This is a genomic window from Saccharophagus degradans 2-40 (assembly GCF_000013665.1).
Classification (GTDB): Bacteria; Pseudomonadota; Gammaproteobacteria; order Pseudomonadales; family Cellvibrionaceae; genus Saccharophagus; species Saccharophagus degradans.
In genome coordinates, this window is sequence record NC_007912.1 from 3113929 (window position 1) to 3133212 (window position 19284).

17 protein-coding genes are annotated in these 19284 nt (G+C 45.3%); 5 read left to right on the forward strand and 12 right to left on the reverse strand.

All coding sequences use genetic code 11. From position 1 onward, the window contains the following. Window positions 1-10: 10 nt before the first annotated feature. Window positions 11-916, forward strand: a complete 906-nt coding sequence (locus SDE_RS12885) for a GGDEF domain-containing response regulator (protein ID WP_011468940.1) — start codon at window positions 11-13, stop codon at window positions 914-916. Between the two features lie 669 nt (window positions 917-1585). Here the strand turns inward: SDE_RS12885 and SDE_RS12890 are convergent. The 7 genes from SDE_RS12890 to SDE_RS12920 all read right to left on the reverse strand — a co-directional run bounded on the left by SDE_RS12890 (window position 1586) and on the right by SDE_RS12920 (window position 7768). Further along, the gene (locus SDE_RS12890) at window positions 1586-2377 is read right to left on the reverse strand and encodes a hypothetical protein (protein WP_011468941.1); all 792 of its coding nucleotides are present in this window, start codon (window positions 2375-2377) and stop codon (window positions 1586-1588) included. 35 nt (window positions 2378-2412) lie between these two features. After that, window positions 2413-2970 carry a DUF2878 domain-containing protein gene (locus SDE_RS12895; protein WP_011468942.1) on the reverse strand — a complete coding sequence of 186 codons (558 nt, stop codon included), beginning with the start codon at window positions 2968-2970 and terminating at the stop codon, window positions 2413-2415. A gap of 143 nt (window positions 2971-3113) precedes the next feature. After that, on the reverse strand, window positions 3114-4376 hold the full coding sequence (locus SDE_RS12900; RefSeq protein ID WP_049762637.1) for an SAM-dependent methyltransferase: 1263 nt from the start codon (window positions 4374-4376) through the stop codon (window positions 3114-3116). 40 nt (window positions 4377-4416) lie between these two features. Next, the gene (locus tag SDE_RS12905) at window positions 4417-5247 is read right to left on the reverse strand and encodes a DUF1365 domain-containing protein (RefSeq protein ID WP_011468944.1); all 831 of its coding nucleotides are present in this window, start codon (window positions 5245-5247) and stop codon (window positions 4417-4419) included. Then, on the reverse strand, window positions 5247-6515 hold the full coding sequence (locus tag SDE_RS12910; RefSeq protein ID WP_011468945.1) for an NAD(P)/FAD-dependent oxidoreductase: 1269 nt from the start codon (window positions 6513-6515) through the stop codon (window positions 5247-5249). Before SDE_RS12910 ends, SDE_RS12905 begins: the two co-directional genes overlap by 1 nt. Further along, window positions 6516-7313, reverse strand: a complete 798-nt coding sequence (locus tag SDE_RS12915; protein ID WP_011468946.1) for an SDR family NAD(P)-dependent oxidoreductase — start codon at window positions 7311-7313, stop codon at window positions 6516-6518. Between the two features lie 11 nt (window positions 7314-7324). Then, window positions 7325-7768, reverse strand: a complete 444-nt coding sequence (locus tag SDE_RS12920) for a nuclear transport factor 2 family protein (protein ID WP_011468947.1) — start codon at window positions 7766-7768, stop codon at window positions 7325-7327. A gap of 159 nt (window positions 7769-7927) precedes the next feature. Between SDE_RS12920 and SDE_RS12925 the strand changes: the two genes are divergently transcribed. The 3 genes from SDE_RS12925 (at window position 7928) to SDE_RS12935 (ending at window position 10581) form a co-directional block, all read left to right on the forward strand. Then, a complete protein-coding gene (locus SDE_RS12925; protein ID WP_011468948.1) occupies window positions 7928-8554 on the forward strand; it encodes a sigma-70 family RNA polymerase sigma factor in 627 nt (208 codons plus the stop codon). 1 nt (window position 8555) lies between these two features. Then, window positions 8556-9227: a ChrR family anti-sigma-E factor gene (locus SDE_RS12930; protein ID WP_011468949.1), complete on the forward strand. Its 672-nt coding sequence runs from the start codon at window positions 8556-8558 to the stop codon at window positions 9225-9227. A 622-nt stretch (window positions 9228-9849) separates the two neighbouring features. After that, window positions 9850-10581, forward strand: a complete 732-nt coding sequence (locus SDE_RS12935; protein WP_011468950.1) for a PEP-CTERM sorting domain-containing protein — start codon at window positions 9850-9852, stop codon at window positions 10579-10581. 315 nt (window positions 10582-10896) lie between these two features. Here SDE_RS12935 and SDE_RS12940 read toward each other — a convergent pair whose 3' ends face one another. Further along, window positions 10897-11445 carry an NUDIX domain-containing protein gene (locus tag SDE_RS12940; RefSeq protein WP_011468951.1) on the reverse strand — a complete coding sequence of 183 codons (549 nt, stop codon included), beginning with the start codon at window positions 11443-11445 and terminating at the stop codon, window positions 10897-10899. A 40-nt stretch (window positions 11446-11485) separates the two neighbouring features. Further along, window positions 11486-12652, reverse strand: a complete 1167-nt coding sequence (locus tag SDE_RS12945; RefSeq protein ID WP_011468952.1) for a CvpA family protein — start codon at window positions 12650-12652, stop codon at window positions 11486-11488. 187 nt (window positions 12653-12839) lie between these two features. On the opposite strand from SDE_RS12945, the gene gcvP reads away from it, so the two are divergent. Next, entirely contained in the window at window positions 12840-15734 is a 2895-nt protein-coding gene (gene gcvP / locus SDE_RS12950) for an aminomethyl-transferring glycine dehydrogenase (protein ID WP_011468953.1), read from the forward strand. Between the two features lie 573 nt (window positions 15735-16307). Here gcvP and SDE_RS12955 read toward each other — a convergent pair. From SDE_RS12955 to SDE_RS12965, 3 genes are all read right to left on the reverse strand, one after another. Further along, a complete protein-coding gene (locus tag SDE_RS12955) occupies window positions 16308-16664 on the reverse strand; it encodes a hypothetical protein (RefSeq protein WP_011468954.1) in 357 nt (118 codons plus the stop codon). Between the two features lie 373 nt (window positions 16665-17037). After that, window positions 17038-18612: a polysaccharide lyase family 7 protein gene (locus SDE_RS12960; RefSeq protein ID WP_011468955.1), complete on the reverse strand. Its 1575-nt coding sequence runs from the start codon at window positions 18610-18612 to the stop codon at window positions 17038-17040. Window positions 18613-18749: 137 nt separating this feature from the next. Next, window positions 18750-19274 (reverse strand): TonB-like protein, encoded by a 525-nt coding sequence (locus SDE_RS12965; RefSeq protein WP_011468956.1) that lies wholly within the window; start codon window positions 19272-19274, stop codon window positions 18750-18752. Between the last annotated feature and the right edge of the window lie 10 nt (window positions 19275-19284).

Consider the following 19284-nt stretch of genomic DNA (forward strand, 5'->3'; position numbering starts at 1 on the left):
GAAGTAGTGCATGACGAAAATACTTGTCGTAGACGACGTAGAAGACAACATAGTATTGCTCACTTTCGACTTGGAAGACGACGGCTTTGACGTCGAACCTGCTCGCTCCGGGCAGGAGTGCCTAGATAAGGTAGCGGCTGAAAAGCCAGATATGATTCTGTTAGACATTCGCATGCCCGGCCTGAGCGGCTTAGAAACATTAGAGATCCTTAAATCTGACGAAGCCACGCGAATGATCCCAGTAATAATGGTATCCGCAACCACTGGCGACCAAAGCATCATCCGCGCGCTCGATCTAGGCGCCCACGATTTTGTAAGCAAACCTATCGAATACCCTGTGCTCGCCGCGCGCATGCGCAGTGCACTTCGCCTTATACAAGCCAAACGCGACCTGGAAAAAGCAAACAAGGAGCTTGAACGCTTAGCAACTAGGGACCCACTCACAGGCATTAATAACAGGCGCAGCTTTTTTAAACTGGCAGAAGCAGAGCTAACCAAAACAATTCGACATGGTCGCGATATCGCCTTGCTCATGTTAGATGCCGACCATTTCAAGATGATCAATGACACCTACGGCCATGCCGCAGGCGACGAAGCATTGCTCACCATCACCGAAATTTGCCAAAACGCCTGCCGTGAATCCGATATTCTCGCCCGCCTAGGTGGTGAAGAGTTTGCCATTTGCTGCCCCGATACCAATCTAGAGGGGGCATACGCCGTAGCAGAGCGTATTCGTCAACAATGCGAAAATACAGTTATTGAGCACAATTCTGCATCGTTTGGCATCACTCTAAGTATTGGCATAACCACCTTTGTACCCAGTCAAGACAAATCGATAACCGAGATGCTACAACGCGCCGACAACCTTTTGTACCAAGCCAAAGAAATGGGGCGCAACCGCTCTATTGCCTGCTAACCCTAGCCTACAGCTCACCCACGCCTTATACCCGTAGTATTTAAAGCCTTTATCCCACGCACCGTGTAGGAGATCTCCTACAAACTTTTCCTCCTTTTGCGACTATTGCTTACCCCCCTATTCATGGAGAATACTCATCAACAAGGACGTACACACGGAAGTGATTGATGGCCAAGCATGGCCAACGGAAGCGCTAAGCGACTAGCACAACACGGATGTAGACACGGACAGGTGTAAGAGACCAGGGTGGTCAAGGGAAACGCTAACTAGAAGCCATTTGACACGGATGCCAGACAAGGAGTCACTAGGCCAAGCAAGGCCAATGGATGCGCCCTATTTTTTGTAAGAACAGGGCCGTTTTTACTGGATTTTTGAGCAATGGACTGTTCGCAGCAAGGATTTAACACACGGTTGCGTTTTAAGCTGCGTAGCTAAGCACTTACAGTGACTTAGCACCAAACTACAAAGGTTGCGTTAGGGAATAGCAAGAAACCTTTACTTGTGGGATTGGATGCCCAAACAGGTACATATCGTAGATAAAAGCGGTTTAGATGGATCTAAAACTCTCAAGTATGAGAACGCTTCTATCTGCGATATGTACTGTTGTTTTACCGCTGGTACATGCCTCAATCGCCTCACACCTCACACTCCCCCCACCCTCAAATTGAGTTAATTATAATAGCTATACTGTATAACGGCTTTTTGAGTTTTTTCTTTTTCATTCCTAATATTAACCACTCCGCTAAAAAGCACTAATTGCTTGGCACTACTGTATTCCAAATACAACTCACCCGTAATTAAACGCAAAAATGCATTATTTATCTGAATTCCAAAGCAAACCCGCTCGCCATTGGCTTCAGGCACGCACTCTACCCTTTTAACCTGTAACTTAATTGTTTTTAAATGAGGCACGGATAAGAACTCAACAACGAGTGGATCACCCTTTTGCAGGGTATCCCAGTGCAATTTTATAAACTGATTAAAACCAGAATCAACTACGCCCATTTCGCCAAGCTCTACAACCTGAGTTTTTACTCTATCGCGCTTAGACTCCTGATAGGTCATTACCCATTGCCCTTCTGCATTGCGTTGCGCAATACGCTGCTCGCCCGAGCGAAAGTCTTTTTGAATTATCTCTGGCTGCAAAGGGTTTGTGCCGTATACAACTCTTTTACTTGCGATTTCATTATTACGGTCAAAGTAGCGAACGACAAGATTGCGCGCAGCCTGTTCGGAATCACTGTTCTGCAATATATGGTATTCACAGTATAGAAGTGTATTTAATTCGGGATGTAAAGCGGTGCCAACGACCATAGCACCGTGCGTATTAGGGCAGTGTTTTTTCGTTAGCTCATTGGGCTCGCTGGCGAAGGAAGCCACTGCCCACAGGTATAAAATTAAGCTGCTCAGAAAAGCGGTGTTGCTGCTTGTATAAGAAGATGGAACCGCCAAATACTTCATAGCTTACACCCGCGTCAAAATTTAAACACCGTTTATTAAGAATGCCCCTTTACAGCTAGCACACCATCTCTGTTTACATAAGCAAAAACTAAGGGTAAAAACAATGCCCAAACAATTGCCAGTATAAGTACCGAATGCAAAATAGGTTCACCTAATTGCACATCTGGGCGAATAGCAGCCCCGCCGAAATACGCCAAAGCGCCACCTATTGCACCCGACGCAGCTGCCACTAAAGGCAACTTACTTAAAAAGCGCAAACTTAAAAAGAAACAAGGGGCGAACATTACCCAAATACAAACAAGCCATAAGGGAATAACCTGCCTTTGCTCACCAAAATTTAAAATACCGGTGAATGCAATAAAGCTATCCATCGCACAGCCTATAACAACAATACGCACTACATGCTGCCAAACAGTGTTTGGTAATAACCACTTAGCGTGGGCAAATAGATACACTGCAGTAAAGCCTATAGCAGCTTCAATTGGCCCTAGAATGCAAATCCACCAGCCAGCTTGAAACAAGGCTGCGTTCGCGGCACTTTTTAGAAACAACGGGTCAGAAAACCAGCCCTTACCCTTATTGAAAAAACTCATACAAATATAGCCCCTATCCCATTACACTTTTACCAGTGCTTTAAACTAAGCATTCGCTAGTATTTTGAGGCACCCTACCCACAAACGCCAGCGCTAGTTATTCTTCTTTATAGGCATTGTAACGGGTTTATAGATTAAGCGAGCTAGGCTGGGCGAGGTAATGCTCTACACATTGGCTTGGCAAACACAAATTGCGAGGTGTTTATTACTCGCTCTTTAAACCCGCCTTCACAGTAGCACAGGTAAAACTCCCACATTTTTATAAAGTATTCGTCAAATCCCAAATCAACCACGCTGTCTAGCTTTTTGCTAAACGCGCTGCGCCAATCGGCTAACGTTTTAGCATAATCCAAGGTTATATCATGCAGCTGCACCAAGTGCATATCGGTGTCGTTAGCCACATGCTCGGCAATCACGGCATTAGAGGGCAAACAACCACCAGGGAAAATATATTTTCGAATAAAGTCGATATTGTCTTTTTCTCGGTGGTAGCGTTGATCGGTGGTAGTAATAGCCTGTATAAGCATTAAGCCATCTGGCTTTAATAAGCTGCTGCACTTGGCAAAGTATTGTGTGTAAAAATCGTAGCCAACGGCTTCTATCATCTCTATAGAAACTAGTTTATCGAACTGCCCGTCAAGGTCTCGGTAATCCTTTTGCAGCAGGGTAACTTTGTTTTCTAAGCCGGCCTTTTCAATCGCTTGCTTGGCATAGAGGTATTGCTGTTCAGAAATTGTGGTAGTTGTTACTTTGCAACCATAGTGTTTAGCTGCATAAATAGCCATGCCTCCCCAACCCGTACCTATTTCTAACAAATGGTCTGTGGGCTGAAGGTTTAGTTGTTTACATATATGATCGAGCTTGAATTCGGCAGCTTCTTCTAAACTTGTTGATGGCGTTTTATAAATGGCCGATGAATACATCATGGAAGAATCTAAAAACAAACTAAAGAACTCATTACTCAAATCATAGTGCGCGGCAATATTTTTCTTCGAACCCACTTTGGTATTTTTACGCAACCGGTCAACCTTGCTCGCCACATACTTATACGCTGCACTCCATTTCGAATCCATGTTTTGCAGCATGGCTTGGTTCAACACCATTACCCGCACCACCATGGTTAGGTCTGGCGTTGTCCAATGGCCAGCCATGTAAGCCTCTGCAGAGCCAATTGTGCCTGCAAACAATACCTTTCTGTAAACGCTGGCATGCTTAATATTAATATGGGCCACAACGTTTGCTTTAGTTTGCGGCTCGCCAAAACTAAACACTTCACCGCCATCTTCCACCGTTAGGTGGCCAACGCTCATTTGTTTAAGCAAGGTTAAAACTATTTTTTTAGCCAAACCATCGAGCAAAGTCGGCGCAGCCACTTGCACGTTATCTTCTCGCTTTGTTTTACTCATCGTATTCGCTAATTTCATGGTTTATTCTCTAGCGGGTTAATTACTTTACTTTTTGGCTTATTTCACTCTTTAAAGTGGTGTTACCTTGATACATAGCGTTCTTACCAAGAAATGGCACACCCTTAACAAACAATTTTAGTGCCTGCCAATAAATAGCGGTTATTACCTTTACGGTAAAAAAAGGGTACTGGATTAAACACTTGCGCAAATTTCTTGCTGTGGCCTCTTCGCGCGTAAGCATAAGTGATGCTTCAAATACCTGCTGGCCGGCTAATATGTTTTGAATATGAACACTTAATTGCTTGGCAGGTACGCTAGATTGCCACTGATAAGTCATATTTACAGGGTTAAAAGGCGATACAGTAAAGGCTTTTTCAAACTGATGAGCATGCCGCTTGGCTTCATCAGCTGTTGTATCTGCTATTGTTAATGCGCTTTTACGACAATCTAAAACGTAGGGATGTTTTTCATTCCACGGGGTGTTATTTACCTCGGCTACAATCGCTTCCAGATTTTCACCTTGTTTATCAAAGCAGTAGTAAACCACTAGCGGGTTCATGATGTAGCCAAAGTAACGCAAATTAGCGAGCATTCTTACTGGGCCTGCAGGCTTAAAGCCTAATTGTTGTTCCACAGTATGCTTAACTGCACTTTGTAACGATTGCTTTTTATCGCCGTGAAAATCTGACCGTTTAAAACGCGCTAACGCCCAATTTATATGTGACCACCAACGACTTAGCGAAAAAAATTCATCTAATTCATTCAAATCTAAGTACACCATAAAGACGTTGTACTTAAACATGTGCAGTTTGGGGCTAGTACGTTTATGAAAAACGCTACCCGTATATATGGCGCTGTGCAAATCGCGCATTACAAAAACTCACCAAAACGTTCGGCAACGCGCAGAGCGCTAACCACACCATCCTCATGAAACCCGTTGGCCCAATAAGCGCCACAAAACCAAGTATTATTCACCCCGTTTATTTCATCCCAACGCATTTGAGCCTGTATAGCCTTGCGGCTAAACTGCGGATGAGCGTAGTAATAGCGGCCAACAATTTTTTCTTTGGCTATATCTTGCTCGGCATTAAGCGTTACACAAAAGGTTTTTTCCGATTTTATACCTTGCAATATATTCATATTGTAAGTAAGTACGGGCAGCTGCTCAGAATCGCCATCGGTATTGATTGATTCTTTAAGTAAATAATTCCAACTCGACCAAGTGCGCTTGCTTTTAGGCAGCATGGACTCGTCAAAATGTAGCACTACGCTGTTGGTTTGATAGGGAATATCCCCCAGAATTTCTTGTTCTTTGTCGCTCGCATCTGCCAGCAGTGCCAACGCTTGATCGGAATGAGTAGCAAACACCACTTGATCAAAATGCTCTATACGACCATCGTCAAACTGGATATTCACACCATTCGTTAACCGTTTAACTTGCGTAATATGTGCTCGCGTTACAATTTTATCTTCAAAGCTTTTGGTGAGCGGAGCAATATAAGATTTAGAGCCCCCTGTAATTACCCGCCATTGCGGCCGATTTGTAATATCCAACAACCCATGGTTAAAGAAGAACTTAACAAAAAACACCACAGGGAATTGCTTCATTGCCGCAAACGAGGCAGACCAAATTGCAGCCCCCATAGGCACCAAATAATAATGGGCAAATTTATCGGAATATTTATTAATGGCCAAATATTCACCCAGAGTTAAATCAGCGGGAATATTGTCATTCGCATAATCATATTGCGCCTGCTTATTAAAGCGTATTATGTCTTTTAGCATGCACCAAAACGACAAATCGAATAATCGTCTACGTTGCGCAAAAAGTGTATTGAGATTATTGCCTGCGTATTCCAACCCTGTTTTAGGGCAGCTAACACTAAACCCCATTGACGTAGGGCTATAGCTCACCCCCAACTGCCCCAATAGTTTTATAAAATTGGGGTAGGTATTATCATTAAATACAATAAAGCCAGTATCTATAGCGTAGTCTTTACCATCTAAGCTAAAGTCTATGGTTGCAGTATGGCCACCCAACCTGGCCTCTTTTTCAAAAAGGGTTATATCGTGCTGCTTATTTAATAGGTATGCAGCTGTTAAACCAGAAATACCGCTGCCAATAATTGCTACCTTCATTTAAAACGCCTCTTTCTTGGTTAATTTGGGGGCGATGTAATGCAGCCACAAACTAGGGAATAACTTTGCTACACCTAAAAGCATAGCCATTGGCCACGGAAAATGTATAAAGAGCTTATTCTTTTTCAAATTGCGTAATATTCTATTGGCGGCTTCTTCGGGCGCCATCAACCACGGCATATCAAAATCATTTTTTCGTGTTAACGGGGTGTCTACAAAGCCTGGGCGCACAATAGCCACGTCTATTTTCTGGCTTTTTAAATCTACCGCTAACGACTGAATAAAATATTCCAATGCAGCTTTGGAGGCACCATAGGCTTCCGCACGTGGGAAAGCAGCCATGCACGCCATGCTACTTACCGCGACTATTTTAGGTCGTCGCACTTTATTTTTAGTGGCACTTTGCAAAAAAGGTAACGCTAGCCGAACGGTATTTACTGCCCCAAAAAAATTTGTATCCATTACTCGCTTATACATATTTTCATCTAAGGTGGGGCCATCGTCATATTCGCAAGTACCGGCAGACAAAATTGCTATATCTATATGGTCGGTTAATGCTCCTAGGCGCGCCTTCACCATGGCGTGACTACTTGCATCGGCAACATCAAATGGTAACGCGACTATATTGCCTTGGGCGCTAGCGGCTAATGCCGATAGCGATGCTTCGTTGCGACCGCTGATAATAATAAAATTATTAGCCTGTGCTAGCTGATGCACCAATGCTTTGCCAATACCAGAGCTTGCCCCAGTCACCCAGACGGTAGCGTTCGAAATCGTTAAGCCAGATGAAGTTTTCATTACAGCCTCCGTTACTGCACAGCTAAGCGATTTTTAAGCGAACCAACAACACGCCCAAGCACAGGGATATGCTCGTACAACATTGCCCCTAAATCGTAATAGTCACGCTGGTAAATAATTCGCATATCCGCCCCCTGCTCACCGGCTATCTGCACCCGAGAAACGCCATCGAGCGTTAACCTATCGCCACCTTTCAGCTTTGGGTGGCGGTAGTGCATTTGCCACTCAAGGCAAGCATTGGTGCCATCTACAATGGGGCTGCTAAAACTAAAGACACACTCACTGGTGCCTTGCATGGTGGATTTAAAATAGCTCACAAGGTCATCTAGGCCCTTAAGGCGATGAACCGGGTCTACAAAAACAATATTCCGATGATAGATATCGCCAAGAGCGTCAAGGTTGGCATGATCGAACTCGCAATAGAGCTGGATAATGTTGTCAACGAGCTTTTTCATGAGTGTTACCACCTGTTGCTTATATGCTGATTAGTCAGAGTTTCCCTCGTTGGGCATTTGTACGCTGCTGTTTTTTATTTGGATCACTTGATCCAATACTGAAAACCCCACGTATAACTCAGCAAATACATAATCGTGTCCATCTAAAGAGAAACTGGTATGCTCGCATCAACAACTTCTAGGCAAAAAGGCCCCGAAAGACGGATGGATACAGACTACCGTAGAGACGACAATTGGTCAGGTTTGCTTGAGCGAGTAGCAACAAGCCAAGATCAAACGGCATTTGCAGCCCTTTTTGAGCATTTCGCCCCCCTAATAAAGGGCTTTTGCCAAATGCATGCTTCTGGTCTTAGTGGCGAGAATGCAGAAGAGCTTGTACAAGAAGTGATGTTTAAAGTTTGGCAAAAAGCCCCCTCCTTTGATGCGCGTAAATCCGCTGCCAGTACCTGGGTATTTACCATTGTGCGCAACACGCGTATCGACTATTTGCGCAAAAACAGTAAGCACACAACAAATATAGTAGATGGATTAGAAGCCGATGATATTTGGGACGAAAGCCTAGACCACCAACCCTTTGTATATTTACAACAAGCGCGCGATACAGAGAGTGTGCGCGACTTTTTAAGCACGCTCCCCGAAGATCAGTCGCACTGCCTGAAAAAGGTATATATGGAAGGTAAATCACACACAGAAATATCGGAAGAACTAAACCTTCCGCTAGGGACAGTCAAATCCCGAGTTCGATTGGGGCTTAAAAAGCTTCAATCTTGCGTAGGAGGCAAATAACATGGCCAACTTTCACCCAAGTGACAACACATTAATAGAATACTCCGCAGGTAACCTACCTGCCGCACTAGCAATTTGCGTAGCCGCACACCTAGAATATTGCCCCCAATGCAGCCACCGCGCTAGCCAACTCAATTCGCTGGGTGGCACCCTGCTAGAAACCAGCGCAAAAGCTCAAGTGGCCAGTACTAGCTTTACCCAATTAATGGCTCGCATTCAAGCTGCGCCCACTATGGGCGACATCAAAGCGCCTGTGGCTACAGCAACAAAAACAAGTGCTAAGCCAAACTTGCCCAAAGTAATAAATAAGCTTATTCACCCCGCAAGGCCACTAAAATGGAAGCGAGTATCACCCGCGTTAAAAGAAGCCATTGTTACTGTAGGCCAAGATCAATATGAAGTGTGTTTTCACCGCATAAAACGCGGCGGCAAGGTGGCGGAGCACGACCATGGCGGCACAGAAATCACTGTTGTATTGGAAGGAAGTTTTTCTGATGAACTAGGCACCTACACGGTAGGCGACTATATAGAAAAGCAACCGGGAGACATTCACCGCCCCATGGCCACCCAAAATGAAGACTGTTTATGCCTGTCTGTAAGCGAAGCCCCAGTAAAAATAACTGGTTTGCTGGGTAAATTAATTAACCCGTTCATTTCTTTTGCACCGCGCTAACCCTACAGCGCGGCGCATTATCTTTTGGCAAACCTGTATTTTAAATAAATACTTACAAATAATGGTTCACATATGACATTTTTGGTCACCTCCTTTTTTGTCGCAGAATAAAAACTCCCCCTCCTCTCACACAAGAAAATAACACTCGTTAATTAAATCCAAATAAATAACACGTTACTCATCTTGCCGGAATTACAATTTGTGACAATTTACGCCCACCCAAAAGCGTTTTTGTCGAATTGGTTTACAACCCATTGTGCGACTACTTTATCTCACGCAGTGAGCTGACCTCTGCTTTACTGCTCAAAAAACCAACATCACTAGACGAGCATTTTTTGTACACATCAAGCTTGCCCCCTTAGCTTTACTGATAAAAATACAATCAGCCCCATTACGCACACATTAAAAAAAACCATAAAAAAGGTTTTTTAGCCCCGAGTAAAAGCCATACCTAAAACAATCGTGCGTCGAATTTATTAACACTAAAGGACTACAAATTACTCTCAACCACCAGAAAAACGAGAAGCTCATCACACTTTTTGGCACATGCATTGCAATTACCCTTTTGCGAAGCATAACCAATAAGAGGCTATGCCTTTAACTTTAAATCGAGGAACATTTAGTGAGTAAATCAATAAAGCTTTTAGTAGGTGCGCTAGCACTTACCGCTTGGCAATCTGCATCTGCGGTAATTTTAACTGGGGAATTTAGTGGTGTTATCACTAACAGCCAAGGCTATGGGCTAGCAAACGGTGGCGCCAACGGTGAAACGTTAACGGGTACTATTTGGATTGATACCGAAGCGGCCCAATTGCGAGACGAGTGCAGCCAATCGCAATACAATTGCACACGCGATACGGATTACAACGATAAGTGGATAGATATTAGCTATAGCTTCTTAGGCAATACATATAGCCCAGATTCCCCACAGTATACATATTCATACGACGGTGTATGGGCGTACGACCAGTACACTTCAGATAATCGCGACTTTCTTCAAATTCTTGAACAGGATTATGTATACAACTCATCCAATTACGCCAACGACTATGCGTATGTTTACATCTATGACTGGGTAAACGATATTGTGACTAGCGATAATTTAGCGGACATTTCTACATTATCCCTTAACTGGCAAGATTCCACACCAGGAAACTGTAGCGCTAGTGCAGGCCAATGTGGTTACTTCTACGCTTACGACTACGATAATAACACTACAACTAGCTACATAAACGCTAACCTAACTTCATTAACATTGAATGCTGCAAGTGTTCCAGAGCCCAGCACTATGGCGCTGTTTGGTATGGGAATGTTTGGCTTATATTTCTCTCGCAGAAAAATGAAACGTGCCTAATTGCTAACCAGCAATCAATAGCTAAAAAGGCCTTCGAATGAAGGCCTCAGACTGATGACAAACCTGACTTAGGTAGCACAGCGAATAAATTCTTAAGGTGAAAGATCAAAAATGCTCAATTCATGGACGAATTGAGCAAGTTATAGGGACATATTCATACGTTTTTTGAGCTTTCACCCTAAGAATTTGCGGATTTAGAATGATCAAGCTCTTCGCAGAAATAATAGAGGGGTTTATCAATAAACTGAGGCCTTCGAATGAAGGCCTTTTTTATAAAATAACCAATTTTCTGCACGGAATATTAACTCTGCTATTTTAGTTACCTTGCACTGCCAATTTAAGCAAACCCGCCACCGACATTGAATCTGTTATTTCGCCAGTCATTACCATGTTAATGGCTTCTTTTAATGGCAGTTTTTTTACTTCTATATCTTCACTATCTTCCAACGCTTGCTTGCCAGCGTACAATTGCTTTGCTACGTACACCACCCCAATTTCATCGGTAACTGAGTTGCTTTGGTGAATAGTTACTAACTCCTCCCACTGCTGCGCACACAAGCCGGTTTCCTCTTCCAGCTCACGCTGGGCCCCTTCTAGCATATCTTCACCTTCTGGCACGCCGCCTTCGGGAATCTCCCAGGTGTAGCAGTCCAACGCATAGCGGCTTTGTTTTACCAGCCATGTGTTGCCTTCTTCATCTAAAGGAATTACACCAACTGCGCGGTTTCTAAAGTGAATCAAACCGTAAATACCTGCCGTACCCTTGGGTGTGGTTACCTCTTCATGGGTCACACGTATCCATGGATTGCTGTACACCTCTTTACACGTATTTTGTATCCATCCACCTATTTTTTTTATCGCCATTAGAAACTTAACCTATTAACTAATAATGTAAATTTAACTGCTATTCGCCCTGCGCTGTCATCAACTCTGCGTTTGCGCGCTTATGTTCTGGCGTATTGTCGTAATCGGTATATTGCATATTACCGTTGTCGTCCACCCACTTATAAATTTCTACAGGCTTAACCGTGCGGGACGCTTCGGGTTTAATCTCACCCAAACCACCCAAAGGGTTACCCGGCTTTAACTGAGTAAAATCATGACTTTCCATTGCGGAATCTTCCTGCATAATTAAATCAACCAACCGGCTTACTTTGGCATTAAACATAATGTTTAACGGGTTTTTATCCTGCACAAGCTTAATTACTTCTGGGTCGTTAAGTATTTGCTGCACTTCGGGGTTGGTTTTTAAATATTCCATACGGCGCCATACAAATGTCATGTTATGCGCTAGAGTTTCATATATTTCGCTTTGTTGAACCTTAGTTGGGTCGCCATCTTTGCCTGCTAACGCCAACTTAGATATAGATTGCACCCCTTCTTGCTGAGCGATGTTTTTAAATGCTGGCGTTTGCTGTAGCGAGGCGTAATCTTTTCTAGCCATATAATATTGCGCAGTGCCATCATTAAAAAATTGCTCCATTACGCCAGAATCGGAAAGACTGCTAAACCCCTCCACAAATTGCTCTGGGTTAGCCAGTAATGCCCCCATAAGCTGCGAATGAATTTCTTTGGCGCCCACCGCTTTCGAGCCGGCTTGGGCCACGCCGCCAATTAATTTGCCTGCAGCTGTTGCCAATGGCTGGGGCACCGCTAATTGCGCCGGTACGGTATTGCCTGCGCGCGACTGCCAAGCGGCACTTAAAAAGGTGGCGCCCCATACAATGACCAAACCACTAAAACACCCCAGCACTGTGCCTGCTCCTAGGCCCGCTAACCGAGCAATAAATGTTTTTTTATCTAACCATTTTTCTAAAAACAGCTTAGGTAAGGTAGACGCTAATAAATACGCAAGTATAAAAATAACCACGCTCGCTACCATCATGGCAGCCGTGCTACCTAGGCCATAGCCCTGAATAGCCACGCCCGCATCTTTCGCCCATAGCAAACTTGCACCATAGGCAACAGCAAAACCAAACAGGCCCAAAAGCGTCACCCAAATACCCTGCAAATAGCCGCGCAGTGCAAAATAGAGCACCCAGCCGGCGAAAAGAATCCATACAATTGTCATGCTGTGTGTAAATCCTCGTTTTCTACATTATTATCGCGATTAAGGCGCTTATTAAATTGCCCATAGATTAGACAATTGCTAATATTGCCGCCCCTTTTCAAATGGGGCTGGCTTAAGCGTTTAGGCCTCAATCAAAAACGGTAATGCTACCACCGACCTGCCCACTATACAGCGCGGAAATTTATCTATGTCACACGGCACTTCTTTAGACGAACTTTTCAACTCACGCGATTTCATAGGCCGCCATATTGGCCCCAATGCAGATCAAACGCGAGCCATGTTGGATGCCATGGGGCTGGATAGCATAGACCAGCTTATAGACCTTACCGTACCCGCGTCTATTCGCGGTGAAGAAACCCGCGCCCTAGCCGCACCGGTAAACGAGCAGCAAGCCTTAGCCGAGCTAAAAAACATTGCAGGCAACAACCAACGCTTTAAAAGCTATATAGGCATGGGCTACCACCCTACCTATGTACCCCCCGTTATATTGCGCAATGTATTAGAGAATCCAGGCTGGTACACCGCCTATACGCCCTACCAGCCAGAAATTGCACAGGGGCGATTGGAAGGCTTACTTAACTTCCAACAAATGATCATTGAATTAACCGGCATGGATATGGCCAACGCCTCTATGCTAGATGAAGCTACCGCCGCAGCCGAAGCCATGGCAATGGCCAAACGCGTTGCCCGTAAAAACAAAAGCAACACCTTCTTTGCCGATAAACACTGCCATCCACAAACCCTTGCCGTATTGCAAACCCGTGCCAGTCACTTTGGCTTTGAGCTTGTTATTGGCGACATAACCCAAGACCTAAACAAGCAAGAAGTATTTGGCGCCATCACCCAGTACCCCGGCACCTCGGGCGAAGTAAAAGACCTGCGCCCAATAGTTAACCAAGCCCACGAGCAAGATGCGCTATTAATCGTAGCCGCCGACATTCTTAGCTTGGTGTTACTCGAATCCCCCGGTGCGATGGGGGCCGACATAGTAGTGGGCAGCAACCAACGCTTTGGTATTCCTATGGGCTTTGGTGGCCCACACGCTGCGTTTTTTGGGTTTAGAGAAAAGTACAAACGCGCAACCCCTGGCCGCATTATTGGCGTATCGGTAGATACACGCGGCAAACGCGCACTGCGTATGGCCATGCAAACCCGCGAGCAGCACATACGCCGCGAAAAAGCCAACTCCAACATTTGTACATCGCAGGTTTTATTGGCGGTGATGAGCGTGTTTTACGCCATGTACCACGGCAGCGCGGGCGTTACCCGAATAGCGCAACGCGTGCACACCCTAACCAAGATGCTTGCCCAAGGCTTAACAGCACAGGGCCACAAGTTGGCGTTTGATAACTACTTCGACACCTTGTGTGTAATAGTGAACGATCAACAACAAGGCCTGTTTGATCGCGCCCAGCAAGCGGGTGTTAACCTGCGTAAACTCGATAAAAACGCGCTAACTATTAGCTTAAACGAATGCACAAGCCTAGAAGATATCCACCAATTGCTGGATATTTTCTCACTAGGCAAACACTCGCAAGATGTTAAAAGCTTAGAAACCAAAGCCCTAGCCGCAGAAGTGATTCCCGCTAGCTGCCGCCGCGAAGGCCCAGCGCTTAACCACCCAGTGTTTGAGCAATACCACTCAGAAACCGAAATGCTGCGCTACTTAAAGCGTTTAGAGTCGAAAGATATTGCCCTAAACCACGCAATGATTCCCCTCGGCTCTTGCACCATGAAGCTAAACGCTACAGCCGAAATGATTCCCGTAACTTGGCCAGAATTTGGTGAGCTACACCCCTTTGCGCCAATGGAGCAAGCCGCTGGCTACAGCACTTTGTTTACGCAACTGCAAGATATGCTAAAAGCCTGTACCGGCTACGACGCCATTAGCCTGCAACCCAATGCTGGCTCGCAAGGCGAATACGCTGGCCTTGTGGCAATACGTAAATACTTCGAGCACCTAGGTCAAACCGAGCGCAATATTTGTTTAATACCCGCCTCGGCCCACGGCACCAACCCAGCCTCGGCACAAATGGTAGAAATGAAAGTGGTAGTCGTTGCCTGCGATAACCTCGGCAACGTAGACCTGAACGACCTAAAAGCTAAAGTAGCCCAATACGGTGAAACCATTGCCGCATTAATGGTTACCTACCCATCTACCCACGGCGTGTTTGAAGAAGAAATTACCGCCATTTGCGACCTCATCCACTCGGTCGGTGCACAAGTGTATATAGACGGCGCCAATATGAACGCCCTTGTGGGCTTGGCGGCACCAGGTAAATTTGGTGGCGATGTATCGCACTTAAACCTGCACAAAACCTTCTGTATTCCACACGGCGGCGGCGGCCCGGGCATGGGCCCTATTGGTGTAAAATCTCATCTTGCGCCCTTCTTGGCCGGCCATCCAGTACAACCCGTGCCCAACACATTGGTAGAAAACGGCACCATATCTGCTGCGCCGTGGGGCTCGGCAAGTATTTTAACCATTAGCTGGATGTACATTCGCATGATGGGTGCCGAAGGTATGAAGCGCGCAACCGAGTTCGCCATATTAAACGCCAACTACATAGCGCACCGCCTGCAAGACCACTACCCCATTTTGTACAAAGGTAAAAACGGCTACATTGCCCACGAGTGCCTACTAGACTTGCGCCCACTAAAAGAAAGCAGCGGCATAACCGAAGAAGACATAGCCAAACGCTTAATGGATTTCGGCTTCCACGCACCTACCATGTCGTTCCCCGTGGCTGGCACACTTATGATCGAGCCAACCGAATCGGAATCACAAGCAGAGCTAGACCGCTTCTGCGACGCCATGATTAAAATTCGTCAAGAAGCCTCTCTAGTAGAAAGCGGCGAACTACCAAGGGATAACAACCCCCTAGTTAACGCCCCCCACACCCTAGACGACGCCCTAGACGAAACGTGGACACGCCCCTACACCCGCGACGAAGCCACCCGCCCACTACCTTACCTACACGCACACAAGATTTGGCCTACGGTGAATCGTATTGATAATGTGTATGGGGATAGAAATTTAATTTGTAGTTGCCCAAGTATTGAGAGTTATACAGAAGAGTAAAAAATTGAGTACAACTCTAGTTGAATATCGATAATGATGGTGTGGAAGCTAGAAAAAGCGCCACACCTAAATTGTATTCCTTAGGACTAGACCTGACACGTCAACATACGATGACGTGAATGACAGGTTTTGATTGCAGCTCGAATGATAAAACTAAACCAAGGGTAACTCTCAAATGGCCAGTTGATTGCTTCGTAATTAAACACATAACTGGCTTACTAAATACTTTGCATGTAAAGCCAAGTAGCGAGCTTGTAGATGGTGGGCAGTGCCCACGGATGAGATATTTTATTGGCAAATAGTTAAAGTAAATTAACTATTCGCCAAATTACTTGGCTAGATAGAACTCTGGAATTTCTGGGCAATCAAAGGTTCTTTTGTTAATTTAGGAATTTATCGCTGAAGGTGTGGATAAAATTCTTTCGCTGCAAGCGATCCGCCCTCTCCAAATATAATCTTCTGCATTTCTACGCTAACAACTGGTAAACGAAACCCTCTTATTAATGCCTCCGCCTTCGCTGTTGGGCTAAGCGCATTAAGCTCTTCTAACCGCCAAGATTGAATCGAATACAGCTAGTACCCAGTTATACTCGCCAAATGTTTCATGCTGTCACAATGCCATTCTTGGCCAGTAACTTCCTCCGCTGCAATTTTAAATATTTCATATCGCTGGTCTGATTGAGCAGAGCTAACGGCGTCCCAAGCCATCGCCGCATTGGAATTAGGTGTTAACTTATGGATCTGTTTAGTAATAAATTCATTTCTTTCCAAGTTACTCATGCTTTCGTAATTGGCGTTACTATCTAGCATATCGAAAGCAGAGCATACCAAGTCGAAGCTTGAACCCGAGGGAGAACTAGACGAAGAGTCGGCACAACCATATAAAACACTTACGATCACACACACTAGGTAAAGCTTTGCGTTTTTCATCTAGTAACACTCCAAATAAAGCTTATTTATTTTTTCTTAATTAGTAGCCCTAGTTGATAAATTATTTTATGAGACTGCAGCTTAAAATCAGCAGTATGATGATCATTGGAATCAGTTATATTTACTCGGAATCTATTGGGCTGCCCTGCTGCTCTCCCCAGTACCTTCTATTTTTTGGCGTTTATCGCGACTAATAAATAGCTACAGAGATTGAGTATTTTAATGGAAGAACAAAAAATAACGTGAAAGTACTTTAAATGCTAGTTAAGCAGGTTGGCAAGCGATTCAGTTCACAATCTTTACGCACACAAAAAAGCCGCGAATCTTCGCGGCTTTTTTAGGTTTGCATTCAGCTTTTTACACTATTACCCAACTAGTTGTGGGTGGCCTCTAATGCATAGAAAGTTGCTTGCACGTAGTCATCGGGGTCGCCCGAGTTATTTTGGTTGTACACGCCAGCTTTAAAGTACATGTACTGGCCGCCTTCGTCGTAGCCGCTGGCGCTCATGTCTAGCACTTTGGTTACGTCGGGTTTGCCTTCACGCATAATGGTTACAGTGAGCGTGTTGCCGCGTACATCTATTTCGTAGCTGAACGTTTCATCTAGCGCTATACCGTCGGCTGGGTCGCTAGCGTTGTCGCCACGGCTGCCGATCATTTCGTGCCAAGTGTCGTCACCATCTAACAACTCGTGCGCGAAGTAAATTGAGCCTTTGCTATTAGAAGGTAATTTGCGGTAGTACAAGCGAATTGGCTCGTCGTCGTTCGCGTGTATTTGACCAATAATTACGCGGCCAACTTGGTATTCAAAGCCATCGCCGTGCGTGGTGGTTACCTTGTTTACGGCCAATGTGGCTCGCAGGTTGCCGTCTATTCCACCGGCTGCGTTTAAATCGCTTTGCGGTGCAGAACCAAACACCCAGTTGTTACCATTTACACCTTGGGTAGAAATACTGCTGTTCCCTCTGCGTAACATTTCTCTTAGCTCCACGCGCGTATAAGAAGTATTGGTAGAGGTTTTAAAGCCCGCAACTGGGCATTTAAATACCATACCGCCATCTGCAGCTGTGTAAAAAAATTCCGAACTTTCGTAGCCCGCGTTTAGGTCGGACTCTTTAATACTATCTGCAGTGCCGCTGCCATCTGTATCGGTTGGCACACTTAAATACCAAGGCCATAAATCGAAGTTACTCGATGGCGCGGCATCTGGGTCTAACGCGTCAGTTACGAGCGGCGGATTTGGCGTGGTTGCTGGCATGTCACCATCTGTTGGCGCTGGCGGCTCTGGTGGCTCTACTACAACAGGATCTTCGGTAGGCGTACCTGTTTCACCACAATCGTAAATATCTACTTCTATCAAGCTGTTCCATGTGTTGTCGGTGTTGCCGCGGCCAACCACGCGAATGTAACGCGCATCGGTGCTGTCTAACGTTACCGCCTCTAGGCTTGTAGTACCTTGTGACTGAAGGTTAGTTTGCAAGGTGCTCCAAGATACCGCATCTAGCGAACTTTCTATGTCGTAAAAACTAGTGCGAGTATCACCTTTATACCAAGCACTGTGTATTTCTCTTACGTCTTTTGCGATAGCAAGATCAAACACTATCCACTTGCCATCGCCAAACGAAGACCAACGCGACTCATCGGTTAGGTCGTCATCTATTGTATTTGCCGGTACATAGCCATCGTTACTGCCATCGTCGAAGGCAGAGCTTATAGTGCTTAACGCTGGCGTACACTCTACCGGTGTAGGTGTTGGTGTTGGTGTTGGCGTTGGCGTTGGCGTCGGCGTTGGCGTTGGTGTCGGCGTTGGTGTCGGCGTTGGTGTCGGCGTTGGCGTCGGCGTTGGTGTCGGCGTGGTTTCAGGGGACTTACTATCGCCACCACCACACGCACTAATAATTAAACCAGACAGGGTTACAACAAAGGCTTTGATAACTACTTTTAACATAACAAACCCAAACAATTATTTTTAAAATAACCTAGCTACCTAGGTGTACCGTTAAACGCCACGCCATTACATTATTTTTCAGCTAGCAAGACAAAAGCAGAAAAACAATGCCAAGCTGTGGACGCAATAAATAGCTTTTAGTGTTGCCACTCTTTTTGCAGTACTTCTGCTTTACCAGCTTCTACTTTCACTTCTTTGCGAGATTCTTTGCCATCGGCGTCCACGCTGTAAAACTCATAAACTGTAATGTTTTGACCGTGCTGCACGCTTTCTATAATGCGCTTTGCTTTAAATTTTGGGGAGTCTGCCACTAGTGCGTCGCGAACATTTTGGGGGGTTGCTTCCCACATTAAGTCACGCTGCACTTCAACAACCTGCCAAGTATTACCGGTTTGCAATAGGTCAAACTCTATTTCTTGGCCATTGGGCAAGGTGCCTTCTACATCTATATAGACGTTACCGTGTTTCCACTCTTTCTCTGCTTGGGCAATTGCAAGGTCGGGCGCTAATGGCTTAATTGCAGCCAGCACATTAGCCGGTATCTCACTAATGGGCAGGGCTTGTTTTTTGTTTAGTGTGGCGCCTACTTTATGGTTCTCTGCCATAGTCTGCAGGCTTATACATAGTGCGCCCATAGAAACGAGCAATGTTAACGTTTTCATATTTCCCTCC

Bases quoted from the DNA above. Each gene is read 5' to 3' on its own strand.
- SDE_RS12885 (WP_011468940.1), top strand. From the start codon at position 11: ATGACGAAAATACTTGTCGTAGACGACGTAGAAGACAACATAGTATTG.
- SDE_RS12890 (WP_011468941.1), bottom strand. From the start codon at position 2,377: ATGAAGTATTTGGCGGTTCCATCTTCTTATACAAGCAGCAACACCGCT.
- SDE_RS12895 (WP_011468942.1), bottom strand. From the start codon at position 2,970: ATGAGTTTTTTCAATAAGGGTAAGGGCTGGTTTTCTGACCCGTTGTTT.
- SDE_RS12900 (WP_049762637.1), bottom strand. From the start codon at position 4,376: ATGAGTAAAACAAAGCGAGAAGATAACGTGCAAGTGGCTGCGCCGACT.
- SDE_RS12905 (WP_011468944.1), bottom strand. From the start codon at position 5,247: ATGCGCGATTTGCACAGCGCCATATATACGGGTAGCGTTTTTCATAAA.
- SDE_RS12910 (WP_011468945.1), bottom strand. From the start codon at position 6,515: ATGAAGGTAGCAATTATTGGCAGCGGTATTTCTGGTTTAACAGCTGCA.
- SDE_RS12915 (WP_011468946.1), bottom strand. From the start codon at position 7,313: ATGAAAACTTCATCTGGCTTAACGATTTCGAACGCTACCGTCTGGGTG.
- SDE_RS12920 (WP_011468947.1), bottom strand. From the start codon at position 7,768: ATGAAAAAGCTCGTTGACAACATTATCCAGCTCTATTGCGAGTTCGAT.
- SDE_RS12925 (WP_011468948.1), top strand. From the start codon at position 7,928: ATGCTCGCATCAACAACTTCTAGGCAAAAAGGCCCCGAAAGACGGATG.
- SDE_RS12930 (WP_011468949.1), top strand. From the start codon at position 8,556: ATGGCCAACTTTCACCCAAGTGACAACACATTAATAGAATACTCCGCA.
- SDE_RS12940 (WP_011468951.1), bottom strand. From the start codon at position 11,445: ATGGCGATAAAAAAAATAGGTGGATGGATACAAAATACGTGTAAAGAG.
- SDE_RS12945 (WP_011468952.1), bottom strand. From the start codon at position 12,652: ATGACAATTGTATGGATTCTTTTCGCCGGCTGGGTGCTCTATTTTGCA.
- gcvP (WP_011468953.1), top strand. From the start codon at position 12,840: ATGTCACACGGCACTTCTTTAGACGAACTTTTCAACTCACGCGATTTC.
- SDE_RS12955 (WP_011468954.1), bottom strand. From the start codon at position 16,664: ATGAAAAACGCAAAGCTTTACCTAGTGTGTGTGATCGTAAGTGTTTTA.
- SDE_RS12960 (WP_011468955.1), bottom strand. From the start codon at position 18,612: ATGTTAAAAGTAGTTATCAAAGCCTTTGTTGTAACCCTGTCTGGTTTA.
- SDE_RS12965 (WP_011468956.1), bottom strand. From the start codon at position 19,274: ATGAAAACGTTAACATTGCTCGTTTCTATGGGCGCACTATGTATAAGC.